This is a genomic window from Rhizobium sp. SEMIA 4085 (assembly GCF_013004495.1).
Taxonomy (GTDB): domain Bacteria; phylum Pseudomonadota; class Alphaproteobacteria; order Rhizobiales; family Rhizobiaceae; genus Rhizobium; species Rhizobium gallicum.
Map to the genome: position 1 here is coordinate 1 of NZ_JABEPH010000463.1, position 3,944 is coordinate 3,944.

Annotated in this window: 3 protein-coding genes and 1 pseudogene; all 4 read left to right on the plus strand. The window is 58.8% G+C overall.

Annotation, left to right across the window (positions count from 1 at the left end; translation table 11 throughout):
* Nucleotides 1-1,308, plus strand: a pseudogene (nodC, locus tag C9413_RS29125) (chitooligosaccharide synthase NodC); the annotation flags it as partial.
* 20 nt (nucleotides 1,309-1,328) lie between these two features.
* Nucleotides 1,329-1,943, plus strand: coding sequence for a nodulation methyltransferase NodS (gene nodS, locus C9413_RS29130; RefSeq protein WP_040114224.1), 615 nt, complete (start codon nucleotides 1,329-1,331; stop codon nucleotides 1,941-1,943).
* A 33-nt stretch (nucleotides 1,944-1,976) separates the two neighbouring features.
* On the plus strand, nucleotides 1,977-3,686 hold the full coding sequence (gene nodU, locus C9413_RS29135) for a nodulation protein NodU (RefSeq protein ID WP_040114225.1): 1,710 nt from the start codon (nucleotides 1,977-1,979) through the stop codon (nucleotides 3,684-3,686).
* A partial coding sequence (locus C9413_RS29140; RefSeq protein WP_348648811.1) for an ATP-binding cassette domain-containing protein occupies nucleotides 3,683-3,944 on the plus strand: 262 nt, incomplete at its 3' end. The genes nodU and C9413_RS29140, both read left to right, overlap by 4 nt.

Here is a 3,944-nt window from a genome sequence, read left to right on the forward strand (position 1 = left end):
CTTGCGATTGCTTAAAAAAGCACGCAGCTCGTTTCCTCTTTGCCGGCTAACAATTCCTCAGCGTCCGAGGACCTGGTCGGCTCCGACCAGCTGCCGAGCGTGGATGTCATCGTCCCCTGTTTCAACGAAGACCCGCGCACGCTTTCGGAGTGCCTGGCTTCCATTGCAAACCAGGAATACGCCGTAGAAGTCCGAGTCTATGTGGTTGATGACGGTTCCAGAAATCGCGACGCTGTCACACCGGTACATGCCGCCTATGCGCTCGACCCTATGTTCAATGTCATTCTGCTTCCCGAGAACGTTGGAAAGCGCAAGGCGCAGATCGCCGCGATACGCCGCTCCTCTGGAGATTTGGTGCTGAACGTCGACTCAGACACAATACTCGCGTCCGACGTCATCGCGAAGCTCGTACCGAAGATGCAAGATCCAGCGGTCGGCGCGGCCATGGGGCAGTTGACGGCCAGTAATCGGAGCGACACTTGGTTGACCCGGTTGATCGATATGGAATACTGGCTGGCTTGCAACGAGGAGCGTGCGGCACAGGCTCGCTTCGGTGCCGTTATGTGCTGCTGCGGCCCATGTGCTATGTATCGCCGGTCCGCGCTCCTTTCGCTGCTCGATCAGTACGAGTCGCAATTTTTTCGGGGCAAGCCAAGCGACTTCGGCGAGGATCGCCATCTCACCATCCTCATGCTGAAGGCAGGATTTCGAACCGAGTACGTTCCAGGCGCTATCGCGGCTACAGTCGTTCCGGACAAACTAGGACCGTATCTGAGACAACAACTTCGCTGGGCACGCAGCACGTTCCGGGACAAGTTGCTTGGGCTGCGCCTACTGCCCGGCCTCGATCGCTATCTCACGCTGGACGTGGTCGGACAGAATCTCGGCCCGCTCCTGCTCGCGCTATCGGTACTAACGGGGCTCGCAGAGCTCGCACTGACAGACACCGTGCCTTGGTGGACAGGCCTGATGATCGTGTCCATGACCATGATTCGCTGCACCGTGGTCGCTTTTCGTGCTCGCCAACTTCGATTTCTTTGCTTTTCGCTGCACACATTCATCAACATCTTTCTCCTGCTGCCCCTGAAAGCCTATGCGTTGTGCACATTGAGCAATAGCGATTGGCTGTCGCGCGGCTCTACTGCCAACGCATCAAACAAGGGGGGAAAGCAGGCCCCCATCCAAAGTCCGATCGCTGAATCAAGCACTACCGAATACTCGGGCCATGCGGCTCCGCTTCGCAGGTTCAATCTCGCGCGGGATTCTGCGAGGCCGATGGCATCTGACGTCGTTTGCAGCGACGAGTGACAGTTACTTTACCTAGGTGGATGAGTTTGACCCAGAACATGAATCATGAATTGCTCAGTCGGGAACTGGCCGCAGACGATCCGTGGCGGCTCGACGGCAATCCGTTCGAGCGGGAGCGTCACACGCAAATGCTCCGACTGTCTCTTAACCAAGGTTCGATCACAAATGCACTCGAAGTAGGCTGCGCTGCCGGCGCATTCACGGAGAGACTAGCGCCCAACTGCCAGCGGCTCACGGTGATCGATGTCGTGCCGCGAGCGATTGCTCTAGCACGTCGACGAATGGGGGAGCCGCCGCACATCAGCTGGATAGTCTCCGATGTTCAGCAGTTTTCGGCTGACGAGCTGTTCGACCTGATCGTTGTGGCGGAGGTTCTCTACTATGTCGGAGACATAGCCGAGATGCGCGCGGCGGTCCGAAACTTGGTACAGCTGCTTGCGCCAGGCGGGCACCTGGTTTTCGGATCGGCACGCGATGCCAATTGCCGGCGCTGGGGTCACGCTGCCGGCGCTGAGACAGTCATCGCCATGCTGAACGAAACCTTGGTCGAGGTAGAGCGTCTCGAGTGCCGGGGTGAATCGGTCAACGAAGACTGCTTGCTCGCCCGTTTCCGGAATCCGGAATCCGGTTCCTGATGAATCGAATTGTCGACTAGACATGGAGACACTATGCGCATCTGTGGTATCAAGCTGACCCATGACGGGGCGATCGCCCTGATCGAAGAGGGACGCCTCGTCTTCTGCGTCGAGCAGGAGAAGCGGGACAACAATCCACGATATCAAACGATCGACAATCTCGACGCTGTCGTCACCGCTTTGGCGGAACACGGTCTGAATCCGTGCGATGTTGATCAGTTCGTGATCGACGGCTGGGATGGTGAGGACGAGTCGCAGTTCCAGGTCCTCAGTGGCGTGGTTCCCCTAACACTCAAGGGGGCGCCTTATGTTGAACGCCATGCCGAGGGCCTTCTCGATTGCCTCGACGGCTCCGGCTTGCTGCTCGATGACCGGGTTTTTCCTTATAAGAGCTATCCCCATGTGACGGGCCATGTGGCCTCCGCATACTGCACCAGCCCCTTTGCGACGGCCGGACAACCCGCGTTCTGCTTGGTGTGGGATGGCTGCATCTTTCCGCGCCTCTATTACGTCGAGGGCCGGGGCGCACGGTTCCTCGAATGCTTGTCCCCGGTGATAGGCCAAGCCTACGCTGCCGCGGGCCATTATTTCGGACCTTATAAGCGGGCGAGCCGCGGTGGTTGGGATCTAGGTGTCGCCGGCAAGCTGATGGCTTATATAGCACTGGGGTCGGTTGATGAAGACATCGTGGCGGTGTTTCAGGAGCTCTACGAGGAGCGCTTTGCGGCCAACACCGAGGCTGCCCGTCGTTACCGCGCGGACATCAACAACGCAGATACGACGCTTGCGGCTGTGCATGATTTCTTCGATGCCAGCGTCCTTCGATTGGGGGAAAAGCCACCCGAAGATGTGCTGGCATCGTTTCATCTCTTTCTCGAGCGTCTCCTCGTTCGCGAGATGACAATTGCCTTGAAGCGCCATCCGTTTCCAGGACAGCGAAATTTGTGCATCGTCGGCGGTTGCGGCCTCAATATCAAATGGAACAGTGCACTGCGCGGGGCGGGCCTGTTCGATTCCGTCTGGGTACCGCCTTTTCCGAATGACAGCGGCTCGGCAATCGGTGCCGCTTGCAGCGCCATGGTGGCGCAGCAAGGCTTCGTACCGCTGGAATGGTCGGTCTACAGTGGCTCGGTCCTGCAAAGTGGCCATGTGCCGCCCGGATGGGAGGCCACGCCGTGCAGTATGCCGGAACTCGCCAGCATCCTCGCCGGCAACAAGCCCGTTATTTTCCTTTCCGGGCGCGCCGAGCTTGGACCACGGGCGTTAGGCGGTAGAAGCATTCTCGCAGCCGCGACTTCGCCGGAAATGAAGGATTTTCTGAACGAAGTCAAACTTCGCGAACACTTCCGTCCGGTGGCTCCGATATGCCTGGAGGACCGTGCGCCGGAAATATTCAGCCCCGGAACGCCGGATCCCTACATGTTGTTCGATCACGAGACGCGAATGGAATGGCAGGACAAAATCCCCGCTGTTGTCCATCTCGACGGATCTGCGCGACTTCAAACGATATCCAGAAGCTCTCAACACAAAGTCGCCGAGCTACTCGTTGAATATGAAAAACTCACGGGCATTCCGCTGCTTTGCAACACGAGTGCCAATTACCATGGACGTGGCTTTTTCCCGGATGCAGCTGCAGCCTGCGAGTGGGGACGCGTTGAACACATATGGTGCGACGGCCAGCTGTTCACGAAAACGCAGGTAACTGAGCGATCGCCAGACGACGCGACCTTCACGGTAAGATGAACGCAATGTCCACGGTAGCAATCGATCTTGCCGGCGTAAGCAAGACATATGAGGACAAGGTCGTTGTCGACGGGTTGTCGTTCCGCGTTGCCGCAGGGGAATGCTTCGGCCTGCTGGGACCGAACGGCGCGGGCAAAAGCACGATTGCGCGAATGGTCCTCGGCAGGACATCGCCTGATGCGGGGGAGATTACGGTGCTCGGCGTGCCGGTGCCGGCTCGGGCTCGCTTGGGCCGGGGGCGCGCGGGCGGGGGGCCGG

Excerpts from the sequence above, each read along its gene's own strand:
- nodU (WP_040114225.1), top strand. The coding sequence starts at position 1,977 with ATGCGCATCTGTGGTATCAAGCTGACCCATGACGGGGCGATCGCCCTG.
- nodS (WP_040114224.1), top strand. The coding sequence starts at position 1,329 with ATGAGTTTGACCCAGAACATGAATCATGAATTGCTCAGTCGGGAACTG.